Genomic DNA, 14,409 nt, shown 5'->3' with positions numbered 1-14,409 from the left:
TTGGCTAAAAATATATAAACCTGTTTTCCGTGGGCCTGAAAAGCAATGGTTGAAGACACCCGGCATAAGTACGAGTATGAGGTGGATCTGGACTCAGAAACAGCATCCGCTTTTGTGATGGAAATGGTAGGGAGGAATAAAAATGTCCTGGAAATTGGGCCAGGACCCGGAGCAATCACAAGAATCCTTCAATCAGTCGGCAAGTGCCGCGTGACAGGAGTAGAGCTTGATGAGGAAGCAATTAGAAAGCTCAAACCATACTGCAGCAAGATCATACAGGCTGACCTTAACACAATTGACTGGGCGCAACTCCTAACTGAAATCGGACGCTTTGAGGTAGTTGTGGCAGCTGATGTACTGGAACATCTTTATGATCCATGGATGGTCTTGCAAAAAATGGTCGCCTTTTTAAATCCGCAGGGCTACCTCGTCATCTCACTTCCTCATGCCGGACATGCGGGGATAATGTCGTCCCTGATCAATGGGGATCTTGAGTACCGGGAGTACGGGCTTCTGGATCGAACGCACATCCGATTTTTCGGACTCAAGAACATCGAAAGCCTGTTTGCACAGGCAGATCTGAAAATTATCGAGGCACGTTACGTAATCAAATCCCCTGAGGAAACCGAGCTTGCGTCCAGTTGGTCGCAGCTTTCCTTTCCCACGCGAGATGTGATCATGCATAGTGCTTACTCACGAATCTATCAGGTAGTAGTTAAAGCGGCTCCCTTACATCATCCAGCTGACGCAGTTCCTCTTGTACCTCCAGTGCCGAGATTTATTAGAAAGCGTTCTTCTACATCTAATCCCAATGTATTGGCTATCCGCCTGGAGGAAGCGTCGAGCCAAGCAGACGACAAGAGATTAGGCGACAACCCTCAAAATGCAGCGGTTACCCAATCTATCCAGCCGTCGCGGAACCTCCCAACCGATCCGCGCCTGATTGCCTTCTATCTCCCACAATTTCATCCTACAGCTGAAAACGATCGCTGGTGGGGCAAAGGCTTCACCGAATGGACTAATGTGACAAAGGCTGAACCGCTGTTTGAAGGCCATCTCCAACCACATCTGCCTACGGACTTCGGATTTTATGACCTGCGGCTTCGCCAAACGCGACGTGAACAGATCAAAGTTGCCAAACAATATGGTGTAGACGGCTTCTGTTACCACTATTATTGGTTCTCGGGTAAAAGGATTCTAAACTTGCCGGTGGACGATATGCTGGCTGATCCTGAAAGTGATATGCCGTTTTGCCTGTGCTGGGCAAATGAAAACTGGACCCGCCGCTGGGATGGGGCTGATCAGGAAGTTCTTATTGCGCAGGAGTACTTGCCTGATGACGACTTGAATTTCATTAAATCGCTAGTCCCGTTTTTCCAGGATAAACGTTATATCCGCGTAAACGGAAAGCCGTACTTTATCGTATATAGGCCTCAACACCTCCCCGAGCCTGCCAAGACAGCGACAATCTGGCGGGAATACTGCCGTTCCATTGGCCTGGGCGAGATACATATATCTGCAGCACTAACCCATGGTAACGAGGATTACAGGCAATTCGGATTTGATAGCGGGGTGGAATTTCCGCCACACAATCTCCGGATAGCGAATATTAACGATCAAGTAGAATTTCATGAGATGTTTATAGGCAACCTCATGCAGTTTGCGTCAATCGCCCAATTCCATCTTGATAAAGTGTATGACAATGTCCGTGTTTTCAAAACGGTGTTCCCATCGTGGGATAACACGGCACGAACAAAGGAACGCGCGCTGGTAGTGCTAAATGGTACGCCGGAAAATTACGAATACTGGCTTGCGTCTACCATTGACCAAGTAAAGCAAACAGGCAAGTCCGATGAACTTGTATTTATCAATGCGTGGAATGAGTGGGCGGAGGGGTGTCATCTGGAGCCGGATCGCTGGTTCGGACATCGATTTCTCCAAGCTACTTTAAATGCAAAAACAGGCATGCGCAGATTTGCTGCATTTCCTCACCTCGGCATACCTGATAAAATAAAAATACACGTGGCCAGCACAGAAACAGAAGAACAAAAGCCGCTTCGCCCGCCTTTTTGGCAGGAGATATCGTCCACTATCAAATACCATCTGCGGTTAAAGATCGATGACCTGAAGCTGATCGTCAATCGGCGGCCGTGGTTACGCTTTCTTTTGCTCCCCTTCGTTAGGACGGCGCGAACCCTTCGCGTGCGAATTTAACTGCTCAACCGCATGCAATAAAATACTACGTTAACGAACCGGTCGATACACGAGTTTTTGGAGCAGTGGTTGGAACAATCACTTGAGCAAGCTTCAAACTTCAGACAGCAACTTGCCCTCCAGAAAACAAAAACCATCAACCTCAGTAAGCAAATCAATGAGCGAATTGCAGGGATTGAGAAGCTGAAATCTGAAATTGCAGGTATATACGCTACTTCCTGGCATCTTTCCCGTTCAATTCGCGCCATGTAATTGAAACTAATTTATATTTCAGCGAACAGCGAGCATCTATGGAAGTAGGCCGATTTAAGCAGATGGTTTTTGAGAGTTTTTTACGCTATATCTACCGCAATCTCCCCCTGTCGTCCCCGGTCAAACAGCGGTTGAAGGAGATTTATTTAGGGTGGACACCGATTTGGAAGGGGTTTGATAAAACTGTCTTCAAACTAGATATAAATCGAGAGCCCTTAGCAGCAGTGGCAGCAAGTGCACAACAGTATGACGCCCATAGTCATAGCGTATTGGTAATCGACGAACGAATACCTACCCCGGATCAGGATTCCGGTTCCGTACGCATGTCAGCTATCCTTCGTTTATTGCAGGAAATGGAGTTCAAGATCACTTTTGTCTCCGATTCTCAGCATTACCTACCTGGCTACCGAAAGGCACTGGAAAAGCAGGATATTCAGGTTCTACAAGGATTTGATGCAGCTCGCTCTCATCTTGCAACAGCGGGCGGCAAATATCATTTTGCGTTCCTATCCCGACCAGAAATTGCCTTCCGCTACCTGCCCTATGTGAGAGCTTACGCGTTATATTCGAAAGTCATATATGACACGGTCGATCTTCATTGGGTAAGATTTGAGCGCGAGATGCAGATTACGGAGAATCAGGCATTGCTTGAAGTCATCACAAATTTTCGGCGTCTTGAACTCTTTAATACCGCTTGCGCTGATTTGACGCTTGCAATCACACATGAGGAAAAGAACCGGTTGTTGCTGCAAGAACCTAATGCTGAAGTCGCTGTCCTCCCCAACATACATGAAATTCATCCTCCCAAGACGCTCTTTGCACAGCGATCAGGCGTACTCTTTGTAGGCGGCTTTTGGCACCAACCGAATGAGGATGCCGTTATATTCTTTGTTAAAAGAATCCTTCCGTTGATAGTCGAAAGGATCCCGAGCCTCGTTTTTTACATCATTGGAAGCAATACGCCTCCCTCCATCAAAGCGCTCAGGTCCATCAATGTTCAACCGCTGGGATTCGTTGCCGACGTTGCACCCTACTTTGAATCTTGTCGGATATTCGTGGCACCATTGCGCTATGGTGCAGGAATGAAAGGCAAGGTGGGTCAAAGCATGTCATATGGGTTGCCCGTCGTAACCTCAACAATTGGCGCGGAAGGCATGGGACTCCTACATGAAAAGCATCTGTTGATTGCTGATGAGGCCGAGGCCTTTGCCGACGCTGTAGTTCGTCTTTACGAGGACGAACTTCTGTGGCGAAAGCTATCTAGTGGAGCACTTTCCCACGTAGAGGAAAGTTATTCATATAATTCAGCCAGAAAGCGGATGTCAAGCATTTTTGCGGGAGTTCAAGAATTGGACAACACCCCTTCTGCAAGCGTCTCACTAGCTTCCTAACAGCCCAGAAGGCAGTGGTATGAAAGATTCCAACTTGCAACCACTACAAAAGGTACTCAGAGTTCTGATAGCCGGAATATATCTTGCCGACAAGGAGAACCTCGCTGTCGACATCAGCCGGGAATTTTCCGGCAGCAAGGACTGGGAAGTCGAGCAGCAATGGATATCACTGGGAAAAAACCAGCCAAAACCGGAAATGGCGCCTCTCACCGTGCAAAGATTCGAGATGCATGTACCCAAATTCCTGTTGCTGAATCAGCTATTAAAGACAGTCAATCTGTACGATTTCGAATACGTCATTATCAGTGATGACGACATCGTTCTACCGCCGGGTTTCCTCGATTCCTATCTTGCGCGGGTGTCGCACCATGATTTCGCGATTGCGCAACCCGCAAGGACTCATGACAGCTATATCGATCATCCATTTGTGGAGCAACTCGATGGAATCGATGCCCGCTGGACTCGTTTTGTCGAAATCGGGCCTTTATTCTCCTTACATCGCAGCGCCTTTGACTACATTCTGCCTTTTGATGAGGCAAGTCCCATGGGCTGGGGCAATGATTTTGTATGGCCGGTTTTGGCTGAGAAACACAGTCTTAAAATGGGAATCGTCGATGCCGTGCCGGTTGCCCACAGTTTGCGCAAACCGGTGGCGTATTACGATCATGCGTCGGCTGCAAAGACCATGAGCGATTACCTATCGAGGAGACCGCATCTACCCAAAAAGGATGCGTTCTTCATACTCGAATCCTATGCCTGACCGCTCCCTTTCCACAGAACATAGTGTGGCAGTACCGTTACTGAGCGTAGTAATCTGTACCTACAACCGCGCACCGCTATTGACTCAGGTGCTGGAGAGCCTGTGCGGACAAACGCTGCCTGCAGAGCGTTTCGAAGTCGTAATAATAAACGACGGATCAACCGATGATACAGAGGCTGTAGCGGCTAGCTACGCTAAAAAACTTCCCCTGCGCTACTTCTATCAGCGCAATGCCGGATTAGCCAGTGCGAAGAATCACGGCCTTTTTGCCAGCCGGGGTAATCTCGTTTTTTTTATGGATGACGACGACATTGCCACCGAAACCCTCCTGGAAGAACATGTCAAAACGCACCTGAAATTTCCGGCTCAACATTACGCAGTACTGGGCTACACCGCTCTCGACCCGGAGATCAGGCAGAATCCGCTCATGCATTTCGTCACCGAAGTAGGTTCTTTTTTGTTCTCCTACCCCTCTCTGAAGGATGGGGATATTCTCGATTACTCTTATTTCTGGGGTGGGCGTTCCTCCTGCAAGCGCTCCTTCTTGCTGGAGCATGGCGTATTCAATCCCGTTTTCCGCTTTGGCGCAGAGGATATCGAACTAGGCTATCGGCTCTCGAAGCATGGATTGCGGGTAATTTACAACAAGAACGCTGTGTCCATCATGGTCAGGAAGATAGATTTCGATGCTTTCTGCCATCGGCTGGAACGCCAGGGATCTTCCAATTACGTCATGAGTAGGCTTCACCCTGAACCGGAAATTCAGCGATGGGCAGAAATCGTCGATCTGGATAAAAATTGGCCAATGATAAACGGGCACTATGATGTCATCGTCAAATCAGCCCGTGATCTGGATTCGATTGCCAACCTGAAACTTGCTGCGGGCTTCGATCTCGATGATGAAACCCGCAATCTCGCCTATCGAGGATACTGGGCAGCCTTTAAGGCGTGCAAGCTGAAAGGAATTGTGAAAAAGAGAAACCTTGCGTGATGAATAGCGCGGAAGGCCTCGTGACGCAGTGAGGCATAAGGAATATTCCTTTACAATTTCTGAAAATACTTTCGATGTCACTGTATTCCCAGGATAAGCAGAACTTTTGGGCGCCCCAAGCACTAAAATTCGAAAATTAGCGGATAGCTACGCTCGTATCACGGCAGTAGCAGGATATTTTTGGCAGCATCCGGAAGTTCTAAAGGGATACTTCTTGTTCGCGCGAAAACTGGGCCTGCTAAACGCCTTATCACGCTTTAGCAAGAGCTTCAGGCAAGGTGGAGCTCGCCGTATACTTGCGCCCCAGGTTGGAACTACGCAATTGCGGTTGCGGCCAAGTTCCGGTGATCCCGTCATTATCCTGGCCATGCCATGCCAACTCAGTGCAGCAAACCTTATCGCGAATGCATTATCCCGCGCTGGTATCGCTTCGAGGATCATCCAAGGACCCTCCCTAGAGAGGTATGATGAGCGCACCCATTTTGTCATCAACCCTCCAGCGTTTGTGCATCTTCCGGCTTTTTATATTGCCGTCCAGGTGGAGGATTCAAGCAAGGCGGACCTGTTTACTGAAGCCTATCTGCAAATCCTGGAAAATGCGTCTGCCATTCTTGACTACTCAACCGCAAATATTGCCTTTCTCTCGCGCAAGGGCCTCGATCCACGCCGAATTTTCTATCTTCCCCTGGATGGCTGCCCGGACAATGCTGATTATTTCTTCTACCGATTCCTGTTGGCAACGGACAGTATTTCGTTCGGGGAATTTTGGCATCTGACGGGCCACAAAACCGAACTGCCAAGCGACACCATCTGTCTTAGCCTGCCAGAATATGTCGAGCGTACGGAAGGGTTCGCCAGGGATAACAGATTCGGTTTTTCGGCTTTCCCCGGCCTGCGCCATACGCAAAGCTGGATTGGTTGCGCGATGAGCTACAAGTACCTCATCATGCTCGCGCGCCAGCAAGGATTGCGGCAGATCATGATCTGTGAAGACGATGTCGAGTTTTCTCCCGATTTCGAGATGCGGTGGCGAGACATCCGAGAATACCTGAATGATTCTGACATTAACTGGCATATATTTTCCGGCCTGATAGCCGATCTCGATAAAGAGGCCGATGTGCGTGGCCTATACCAATTCCGGGATGAGCAGTTCGTAGCCGTCAATAAGGTGATGAGCATGGTTTTCAATGTTTACAGTGAACGCGTCTACGATACGATCGCGCGGTGGGATGAAAATAACCACGATGTGACTACGAACACGATAGATCGCTATCTTGAAAGACATGATTCCTTGAGCATACTCACCGTCAACCCGTTTCTGGTCGGGCACAAGGAGTCTCATCAATCCACCATCTGGGGCGTTGAAAACACCCACTACACTCCTCTCATCAAAGCCAGTAATCAATTATTGAAGGAAAAGATTCTCACCTACAAGAAAATTACCGGCGTTCCAAACTCACGCACGAATGTCAGGGCCTCCCTATGTGACGCCAATACAACACCTCAACACCGGGATCAGGAGTTGTAGATGGGCAATCCAACATTCCCCGAATGGAACTGGAACAAATGCGAGCAGTAATCAGTCACGCTGCTGTCCTTGACTATTACCCCCTTAGCAGGCGAGATGGATGATAATTCGAATCCCCTTTGCATCTCGGTCGTAATTGTCAATTACAATGCCGGGCAAACCCTGGTGGACTGTGTTGAATCGGCACTGCCACAGGTGACTGAAGTGCTGATAGTGGACAATGCCTCCTCGGATCGAAGCCTCGAGCTCTGCACGGGGCAATTTCCCGCCGAACCGAAACTCAGGATTATCCGCAATACAGCTAATCTCGGTTTTGCCGCAGCCTGCAACATCGGCGCCAAGGCTGCTTGCGAGCCTCATGTTCTGTTTCTCAATCCCGATTGCATCCTAAGTAAAAATTCGTTGCCGCGTCTGCTCCATGTATTGGAAATGAGCCCCCAGGCCGGCATGGCGGGGGGGCTTTTAACCAATCAGGATGGGACCGAGCAGGCAGGAGGGCGCCGTGCCGTGCCAACGCCCTGGCGCTCCCTTGTGCGCGCCTTTGGCTTGTACCGCCTCGAGCGTTACTGGCCCCGGCTGTTTTTTGATTTTCACCTGCACAAGCAGTCTTTACCGCGGGGACCGCTAGAAGTGGAGGCTATTTCCGGCGCACTCATGCTGGTGCGGCAAGAGGCAATCCAGGATGTTGGGCCATGGGACGAAGGCTATTTTCTTCACTGCGAGGACCTCGATTGGTGCATGCGCTTCCGGGAAAAAGGCTGGAAGATACTTTTCGTGCCTGATGCGCCGGTAGTGCACCATAAGGGAACATGCAGCAGATCCCGGCCTATATTCGTGGAATGGCACAAACACAGGGGAATGATGCGCTTCTATCGCAAGTTCTTCCGGCAGGAATATCCCGGCGCTTTGATGTGGCTGGTGGCAGCGGGAATATGGTTGCGTTTCGGGGCGATAGCCGCAATTTATTGCATGCAGTATATGGGGAGACTGGCGCAATCAAGGTGAGATCTGCAGACTGTTTCCGGGACCTTTTCCGATCCCCGGTTCAATTCTGTGGAATCCACCGCACTGCTTCCCGCGCTAACAAATCAAATGGCTGATCCGGGCTCCAATCATAAAATCATGGTCACAGGCGCTACCAGTATTATCGGAGAATTCCTGCTGCCAAACCTGCTGGATGCCGGCTATGAGGTTCATGCGATCAGCCGGCGGGCGGCGGAAGCACTGCCTTCCACTGGAAAATTGATCTGGCATCAGGCAGACATGAGCGAGCCGGGACAGATACCTGACGTCAACGCGCAAATTCTCATTCATCTCGCCCCGCTCTGGCTCCTTCCACCGTTGCTGCCGGTACTGAATACGCTTCAACTGAAACGCGTGATCGCCTTCGGTTCCACCAGCGTGTTTAGTAAATCGCATTCAGCCCATCCGGCAGAAAGAAAGGTGGCAACCCGGCTGGCGGAAGCGGAAGAGGCTGTTCGCCGCTTTTGCAGCGCGTCCAGAATGGATTGGACGATATTTCGTCCAACACTGGTTTATGATTGTGTTCGCGACAAGAATATTACGAGAATTGCAAGCTTTATCCGTCGTTACGGTTTTTTTCCATTGATCGGACAAGCTGCCGGACTGCGTCAACCGATCCATGCGGCCGATCTCGCGCAAACATGCATGACCGCGCTCTTCCAGCCTCCGACTTTCAATAAGGCCTACAACCTGAGCGGCGGCGAGACTTTAAGCTACCGCCAGATGGTGGAGAAAATTTTCAGTTCACTCGGCAAGCCTGCACATTTCATGATTGCTCCCCTGTGGCTCTACCGGCTGGCGATACGTTCAGCCATGCTGCTCCCCGGCAAGCAAGAGATCACAACCGGGATGGCAACACGAATGAATGTCGATCTGTGTTTTGACCATACGGAAGCGACCAGCGATTTCGGTTTTGCGCCAAGAGCGTTCTCACCTGAATGGGGCAGCGGACAGGAAAAGTGATGGCAGCTTTCGGAAAAATAGATATTCCCGATCATGAGGTCGAAATAAAGGCAATTCGCGCGCAAGGTGCCGGCGGGCAGAATGTAAACAAGGTATCGAGCGCCGTTCATCTACGCTTCGATATTACCGCTTCGTCGCTATCCAATATCCATAAGGAGCGTTTGCTGAAGCTCCACGATCAGCGTATAACCCGCGAAGGCGTGATCGTTATCAAGGCTCAGCAGTATCGCAGCCAGGAGAAAAACCGCGAGGAGGCCTTAAGACGCCTGCACGAACTTGTCGACAGCATCGTTGAGTTGCCGCGAAAACGCAAGCCGACCAGACCGACGGTGAAGTCCCAGAAAAAGCGACTGGATAGCAAGACACACAAGGGCCAGATCAAGATCATGAGAAAGAAATGGGTGTCGGAACCGATGTCGTGATGCGCCCCCAACCTTTTCCTTGCCTTCCCTCTCCCCTGTCCTCTCTCCGCCAAATGGGGGAGGGCGCATTTTATTTAATGAGTGGAAGCGAGTTCGTTTCCTTCTTTCTCGGAGTCGAGTGGACGGTCTTGTGAGTTTACAAGACGCGAACTTGGTACTCCCGGGTGCATCTCCGTTTCAGGAATGGATACCGATGTTATCGTAGGAAAAATAACGGAAAAAGTTGTCCCGACATTCTGTTCGCTGGAAATCCTGATCTGTAGTTTATTGTTTTCGGCCACAGTCTTGACGATCGATAAGCCTATTCCGCTCGAAGTCCTGTTATGCAGTGCCGCTCGCGGAGTGTAAAAGTATTCATCGAAAATATGTGGCAAATCTTTTTCGCCGATCCCTATCCCATGATCGATAACGGTTACGGTACCGTATGAACCTGCGCCTTCAACGGCAGCTACAATTTCTACCGTTGTGTTGTCATATGAATAAGCGATAGCGTTTGAAATGACATTTTCAAGCAGTATTTCAAGCTGATTGGGAATACCTTCAACGGCGAAGTCCTGGAGCGATACTTTTACGTCGATATGGCGGGAACTGGCGATCGGCTTTAATTTATCGATGCATTTGCGGATCACTATTTCAATGCTGATCTGCTCTCTTGCATTGTTGTCACGCGCGGCGGCTTTCAACCGTTCCAGCTTGAGGACATCCAGAATAAGGCTGGCCATGCCGGAAGCGCGATGATCGATCTTCGATATCACTTCTCTTATTTCGGGCGATACCTCCCCGCAATATTCTCCTTTTATGAGGTTTATCTTACTGCGGATAGCATCGAGCGGGGCCTTGAGTTGATGTGTCATCAGCACCGCATACCGATCTTTCTCCACTTGCGCCCGCCTGATTTCCTCGTAGGCATCGACAAGGTTGTGCTCATGAATGCGCACTACAATCGCCAGCCTTGAGACGACATACCAGACAGTGATAAAGAGCACATCGAGCGTAAACATCCACAGGAAAATATTGATCTTGAGCGGACTCAGAACGGATATACCAGGATCGATTGCCAGCGCTTGCGGCGCCATAAAAAGAAGCGGATGCTCATCCAGCAAAACGGTGGCATACATGACGCATACCAGAGCAGTCACCACCAGGCTTTCCAGGGTCGAGAAAAAGATGCACGCCAGCGCTATATGCAGCACGTAAAAGAAGGGAGCCGGAGTCGCGATGCTGCCGATAAAATGCACTACTACCGACAGACACAGAAGATCGACAATGATCTGGGCCCAGATATTTATAGCGGGCGAGTTATATTTTGTGTGCCGCTGAAAATCCAGAGCTTGAATGTAAATGACGTTTGCAATGAATAATACCAACGTTACCGCAAGCGGCCATCCTTGCTGGTGGGTAATACCGATTTTCGTAAGCTCATCCGAGGCAATGAGCGCGAATACCTGAAAAAGCAGAAGAACCCCGATAACGCCCCATCGAAAGATAATAAACCATCGGGCATTATTGATTAATACTTCATCGCTGAGCTTGGCGCCGTTTGTCCCCACTCCGGGAAGCGCGAAGCGATTTCTGTCGGACAGATTCCAGGAAAACTCGACAACCGCCATGGTTAAAGTCTCCGGAAATTCTGCTTCAGGGTTCGTTATTCTCCAGCCGGTTATGAATGATCGATAAAAAACTGATCGGCTCGACCGGTTTTTCCATGATCAGAATCCACTCATCAGAGAGGCCAGTGAAATAAGGTCGAATTTCCTCGCCGAGCGAAGTCATGAATATCAGGTGAAGCTCGGGGAAACGTTTGTGTATTTCCACATAGGCTTCCAGACCTATATCCATTGTTTCAACCATCACGTCGAGAATTGCCAGATCGGGGGGATTGGTTGAATTCCATAGCGACACCATGAAATCATTCATGGTCTGATAACTTTCGACTGCATACCCGCTTGCTTCCAGAATACGCCTGACAGTATCCCGAATATCCGGATCATCATCGATATGTGCAATTCGTTGCGCCACTGTGCTTTCTTGATCTGATGCCGATCCCGGTACCTGGCCCGGGAGCTTTTCGGCGTCCTGTTGTTGGATAGACGCATGCATGGCACTTCCTCCAATCACGATTAAAATACTTGCAGATGCCCCACACTACTCAGTATAGAGTAAGACTGTGTGAAGAATGTTTCAGGGATGTGTTGAAATTTTGTGAAGGCGGTCACCTAGCCGTCGAAGCATCAGGAGGATAAAGCGAGGAGACGCCGCCTGCAATTGCACCTGCTGTACCCGAATGGATTATGAAAAGCAATCCCGCTCAGACCAGCACGCGCTGCAGCCAGTTACGGATATCGTGTATCTCTTCCCTGCAGACAGTATGCGCCATTCCGTACTCGCGCCATTCCACCGGATAACCCGATCCAAGCAATTGCTCGCGCGATGCAGCAGCCAGGGTTATCGGAATGACATTGTCGGCTGCACCGTGCGCCATGAAGATTGGCATGGCGAAATTGGCGGAGTGTGCCTCTTTCGCAAGGGTCTGCGGTGCTGGCAGATAACATGAAAGCGCCATGATTCCCGCCAGTTTTTCCGGATAGCGCAAACCGGCGAACAGCGCAAGGGCACCCCCCTGAGAAAAGCCTGCCAGAACGATATTCTCCGGCTTGACCCCTCGCTGCGCTTCGTGGCTCACCAGGGCTTCGACGGCCCGCTCCGACTCTCGCAGGCTTGCCATATTCTCCTGAAGCTTCGCGCTTCCATCGGCAATATCGTAGTCGTACCATGCGCGCATGACCATTCCCCGGTTGATGCTGACCGGTCTCATGGGTGCATGGGGAAACACGAAACGGACGGCTGGAATGGAAGGCAGCGCAAGCTCATCCACAATGGGTACAAAATCACTGCCATCGGCCCCCAGGCCATGCATCCAGATGATCGTACGAGTGGGATGAGCGGCCGTTTCCAGCTCGATGGAAGGAAGCAGATCGGGGGAACCGGAAATCATGAGAGAAAATGAAGATCGACCCGTTGACTTGGATGGAACACGGGATTAGATTGGTACTTTTCGATTCTGATATGCAAGGTCATGGCAGGGAGAGGACTATGAAACGCAGGGATTTTATCAAACTGGCGGGGGTAAGCGCCGCATTATTTCCCGTGGCTCCATCAGTATTCGGCCAGCAAGTTGGTCAACCGGTTATTCCGCCGCGACGCTACACTTATCGTGTAACTTATAAAATTGATCTTCCGGGGGATGGAAAAAAAGCACGTTTGTGGCTACCACTGCCGGATACGGAGGATTCTCCCCACCAGTTTTCCCAGGGAAGTGTCTGGAGCGGGACCGCAAGCACCGCCAGATTCGAGAACGTTCCTGGAACAACCTCACCTATGTTTTACGCTGAATGGAACCGTAGTGGTCCTCGCAGCGTAACGGTGAGCAGCGTGATCAAAACATCGGACCGCGCTGTCAACCTGGGGCGCTATAGGGAGGGTAATTCGAGCGCGCTTCCCGCGGACGTGAAGCGTTATCTGCAGCCCACCAAATTTATTCCGCTGGATGGCATCGTCCGCAAAACTGCGCTATCCATTACCAAGGAGGCCAAAGCCCAATCACAGTTGCAGAAAGCGCGTGCGATATATGACTGGGTAGTCGAAAATTCCTATCGCGACCCGGCCACACGCGGCTGTGGACGGGGTAACATCAAAGCCATGCTGGAAACCGGTCATCTTGGCGGTAAATGCGCTGACCTGAACGCGTTGTTTGTAGGGTTGGCGCGCGCGGCGGGCATTCCCGCCAGGGACAATTATGGAATCCGCATCGACGAATCCGTCGCGCATAAAACGCTTGGTCAGGCCGACGATATCACCACTGCCCAACACTGCCGCCCTGAATTTTACCTGACCGGCCTTGGCTGGGTGCCTGTGGATCCCGCGGATGTGCGGCAACTGGCGCTGGATGAAGAACTACCCATTGAACACCCGCGAGTGGTCGAGCTACGCGAAAAACTTTTTGGTTCATGGGAAATGAACTGGGTGGCGTTCAACCACGGCAGGGATATCAGGCTGGCACGAGACAGCGTCCTGGGCGAACTGCCATTTTTCATGTACCCTCAGGCTGAAGTAGCGGGACACGAGCGGGACAGCCTTGAACCGGCGGAGTTTGCTTACAAGATAACCTCAGCCCGGCTGGTGGGTACGGGGATCAAGTTTTAGGCCCTGGTTCCAAAAATATCTGTCGCGCCTCCTCGAAAGTTGCCCCTGCGATCAGTCGATTCCTTCGCTAGGTCTTTCGTCTGTAGCAGCAGGAATGATCTTCTGCAATTCCTGAAATAATGCGCGAAAGCTTTTTGGGGGCTTATTTGCGAGCCTCTCCTTCACGGCATTGCGCGCGAGTGCGCGCAACCGCTGCAGGTCTGCATCGGGGTATTTCTGCCCCAGTTCACTGAGGACTTGCATCTGCTCGTCCGCCATCAAGCGCTCGCGCCAGCGTTCCAACTGATGCAGGCGCGCCGTACTTTCGGCGCCTAAATTTCCCCATAAATCGAGTTTCTTCCGAATAGGTTCTGCATCGACATCGCGCATCAGTTTGCCGATAAGCTGCATCTGTCGGCGCAATGCGCCATGCTTGCTTATGCGCTTCGCTTCCAGTACAGCTTCCATCAAGGTGTCCGACAGGCCGAGTTCGATCAGACGCCTTGAATCGAGTTGAACGAGCGACTCTCCTATATTCTGGAGCGCGTGCATTTCCTTCTTGCGTTTGGTCTTGCTCTGCCGCGCTTCCCGTTCGGAATTATCTGTCAGATTCTCTTTCAAGGCGCTTCCCAAATTAATAAACTGCTATCATACGTCACTGACACACCATCTGACTCGTCACG

Annotated in this window: 14 protein-coding genes; 10 read left to right on the top strand and 4 right to left on the bottom strand. The window is 50.7% G+C overall.

The features are described 5' to 3' along the window. Positions 1-45: 45 nt before the first annotated feature. The 9 genes from BMW46_RS06905 to arfB all read left to right on the top strand — a co-directional run bounded on the left by BMW46_RS06905 (position 46) and on the right by arfB (position 9,544). The gene (locus BMW46_RS06905; protein ID WP_074706412.1) at positions 46-2,214 is read left to right on the top strand and encodes a glycoside hydrolase family 99-like domain-containing protein; all 2,169 of its coding nucleotides are present in this window, start codon (positions 46-48) and stop codon (positions 2,212-2,214) included. A 69-nt stretch (positions 2,215-2,283) separates the two neighbouring features. Beyond that, positions 2,284-2,466 (top strand): hypothetical protein, encoded by a 183-nt coding sequence (locus tag BMW46_RS06900; RefSeq protein ID WP_074706409.1) that lies wholly within the window; start codon positions 2,284-2,286, stop codon positions 2,464-2,466. A gap of 38 nt (positions 2,467-2,504) precedes the next feature. Continuing rightward, positions 2,505-3,857 carry a glycosyltransferase gene (locus tag BMW46_RS06895; RefSeq protein ID WP_074706406.1) on the top strand — a complete coding sequence of 451 codons (1,353 nt, stop codon included), beginning with the start codon at positions 2,505-2,507 and terminating at the stop codon, positions 3,855-3,857. Between the two features lie 19 nt (positions 3,858-3,876). Next, entirely contained in the window at positions 3,877-4,617 is a 741-nt protein-coding gene (locus BMW46_RS06890) for a hypothetical protein (RefSeq protein ID WP_081355708.1), read from the top strand. Continuing rightward, positions 4,610-5,608, top strand: a complete 999-nt coding sequence (locus BMW46_RS06885) for a glycosyltransferase family 2 protein (protein WP_074706404.1) — start codon at positions 4,610-4,612, stop codon at positions 5,606-5,608. Before BMW46_RS06890 ends, BMW46_RS06885 begins: the two co-directional genes overlap by 8 nt. A 214-nt stretch (positions 5,609-5,822) precedes the next feature. Continuing rightward, on the top strand, positions 5,823-7,136 hold the full coding sequence (locus BMW46_RS06880) for a glycosyltransferase family 25 protein (RefSeq protein WP_074706401.1): 1,314 nt from the start codon (positions 5,823-5,825) through the stop codon (positions 7,134-7,136). A 96-nt stretch (positions 7,137-7,232) separates the two neighbouring features. Continuing rightward, on the top strand, positions 7,233-8,141 hold the full coding sequence (locus BMW46_RS06875) for a glycosyltransferase family 2 protein (protein WP_074706398.1): 909 nt from the start codon (positions 7,233-7,235) through the stop codon (positions 8,139-8,141). A gap of 87 nt (positions 8,142-8,228) precedes the next feature. Continuing rightward, entirely contained in the window at positions 8,229-9,122 is an 894-nt protein-coding gene (locus tag BMW46_RS06870; RefSeq protein WP_074706395.1) for an NAD-dependent epimerase/dehydratase family protein, read from the top strand. Further along, positions 9,122-9,544, top strand: coding sequence for an alternative ribosome rescue aminoacyl-tRNA hydrolase ArfB (gene arfB, locus BMW46_RS06865; protein WP_074706393.1), 423 nt, complete (start codon positions 9,122-9,124; stop codon positions 9,542-9,544). Before BMW46_RS06870 ends, arfB begins: the two co-directional genes overlap by 1 nt. A gap of 74 nt (positions 9,545-9,618) precedes the next feature. On the opposite strand, the gene BMW46_RS06860 is transcribed toward arfB, so the two are convergent. The 3 genes from BMW46_RS06860 to BMW46_RS06850 form a co-directional block, all read right to left on the bottom strand. Beyond that, the gene (locus BMW46_RS06860; RefSeq protein ID WP_074706390.1) at positions 9,619-11,154 is read right to left on the bottom strand and encodes a sensor histidine kinase; all 1,536 of its coding nucleotides are present in this window, start codon (positions 11,152-11,154) and stop codon (positions 9,619-9,621) included. Between the two features lie 25 nt (positions 11,155-11,179). Continuing rightward, a complete protein-coding gene (locus tag BMW46_RS06855; RefSeq protein WP_074706387.1) occupies positions 11,180-11,644 on the bottom strand; it encodes a response regulator in 465 nt (154 codons plus the stop codon). 208 nt (positions 11,645-11,852) lie between these two features. Further along, entirely contained in the window at positions 11,853-12,539 is a 687-nt protein-coding gene (locus tag BMW46_RS06850) for an alpha/beta hydrolase (RefSeq protein WP_074706385.1), read from the bottom strand. A 98-nt stretch (positions 12,540-12,637) separates the two neighbouring features. Between BMW46_RS06850 and BMW46_RS06845 the strand changes: the two genes are divergently transcribed. Next, complete coding sequence (locus BMW46_RS06845; protein ID WP_074706650.1) at positions 12,638-13,747, top strand: transglutaminase-like domain-containing protein; 1,110 nt, start codon at positions 12,638-12,640, stop codon at positions 13,745-13,747. Between the two features lie 51 nt (positions 13,748-13,798). Here the strand turns inward: BMW46_RS06845 and yjgA are convergent, their stop codons facing one another. Then, positions 13,799-14,347 carry a ribosome biogenesis factor YjgA gene (gene yjgA, locus BMW46_RS06840; protein WP_074706647.1) on the bottom strand — a complete coding sequence of 183 codons (549 nt, stop codon included), beginning with the start codon at positions 14,345-14,347 and terminating at the stop codon, positions 13,799-13,801. Positions 14,348-14,409: the final 62 nt, after the last annotated feature.

It is taken from the genome of Nitrosospira multiformis (assembly GCF_900111585.1).
GTDB classification, from domain to species: Bacteria; Pseudomonadota; Gammaproteobacteria; order Burkholderiales; family Nitrosomonadaceae; genus Nitrosospira; species Nitrosospira multiformis_B.
This window is presented reverse-complemented; position numbering and strand designations above follow the sequence as displayed.

Bases quoted from the DNA above. Each gene is read 5' to 3' on its own strand.
- BMW46_RS06845 (WP_074706650.1), top strand. From the start codon at position 12,638: ATGAAACGCAGGGATTTTATCAAACTGGCGGGGGTAAGCGCCGCATTA.
- BMW46_RS06875 (WP_074706398.1), top strand. From the start codon at position 7,233: ATGGATGATAATTCGAATCCCCTTTGCATCTCGGTCGTAATTGTCAAT.
- BMW46_RS06895 (WP_074706406.1), top strand. From the start codon at position 2,505: ATGGAAGTAGGCCGATTTAAGCAGATGGTTTTTGAGAGTTTTTTACGC.
- BMW46_RS06885 (WP_074706404.1), top strand. From the start codon at position 4,610: ATGCCTGACCGCTCCCTTTCCACAGAACATAGTGTGGCAGTACCGTTA.
- arfB (WP_074706393.1), top strand. From the start codon at position 9,122: ATGGCAGCTTTCGGAAAAATAGATATTCCCGATCATGAGGTCGAAATA.
- BMW46_RS06905 (WP_074706412.1), top strand. From the start codon at position 46: ATGGTTGAAGACACCCGGCATAAGTACGAGTATGAGGTGGATCTGGAC.
- BMW46_RS06850 (WP_074706385.1), bottom strand. From the start codon at position 12,539: ATGATTTCCGGTTCCCCCGATCTGCTTCCTTCCATCGAGCTGGAAACG.
- BMW46_RS06855 (WP_074706387.1), bottom strand. From the start codon at position 11,644: ATGCATGCGTCTATCCAACAACAGGACGCCGAAAAGCTCCCGGGCCAG.
- BMW46_RS06890 (WP_081355708.1), top strand. From the start codon at position 3,877: ATGAAAGATTCCAACTTGCAACCACTACAAAAGGTACTCAGAGTTCTG.
- BMW46_RS06860 (WP_074706390.1), bottom strand. From the start codon at position 11,154: ATGGCGGTTGTCGAGTTTTCCTGGAATCTGTCCGACAGAAATCGCTTC.
- BMW46_RS06870 (WP_074706395.1), top strand. From the start codon at position 8,229: ATGGCTGATCCGGGCTCCAATCATAAAATCATGGTCACAGGCGCTACC.